1 protein-coding gene is annotated in these 285 nt (G+C 43.5%); it reads left to right on the forward strand.

What is annotated here, in order from left to right:
- On the forward strand, window positions 1–285 hold a 285-nt coding region (locus JYB62_RS19695), incomplete at both ends, for an RNA polymerase factor sigma-54 (protein WP_449500895.1).

The raw sequence follows: 285 nt of genomic DNA on the forward strand, positions 1-285 counted from the left end.
CGTGACTTGCGGGAATGCTTGTTAATCCAGGCAACGCACCTGGGTATTGACGATACGATCATCACCAATATCATCGGTGATCATCTGCCGGATCTGGAAAAGAAAAATTACAAGGTCATTTGCAAATCCCTCAAAAAAAGCATGGATGAGGTGGTTGCCGCCATTAACATCATCAAGATCATGGAACCCAAGCCCGGCCGGCAATTCAGCGATGAAACACCTCAATATATCAATCCGGATATATACGTCTATAAACTGGAAAACGAATTTGTCATCATGCTCAAT

The sequence above is a fragment of the Algoriphagus lutimaris genome, assembly GCF_017051705.1.
GTDB lineage: Bacteria > Bacteroidota > Bacteroidia > Cytophagales > Cyclobacteriaceae > Algoriphagus > Algoriphagus lutimaris.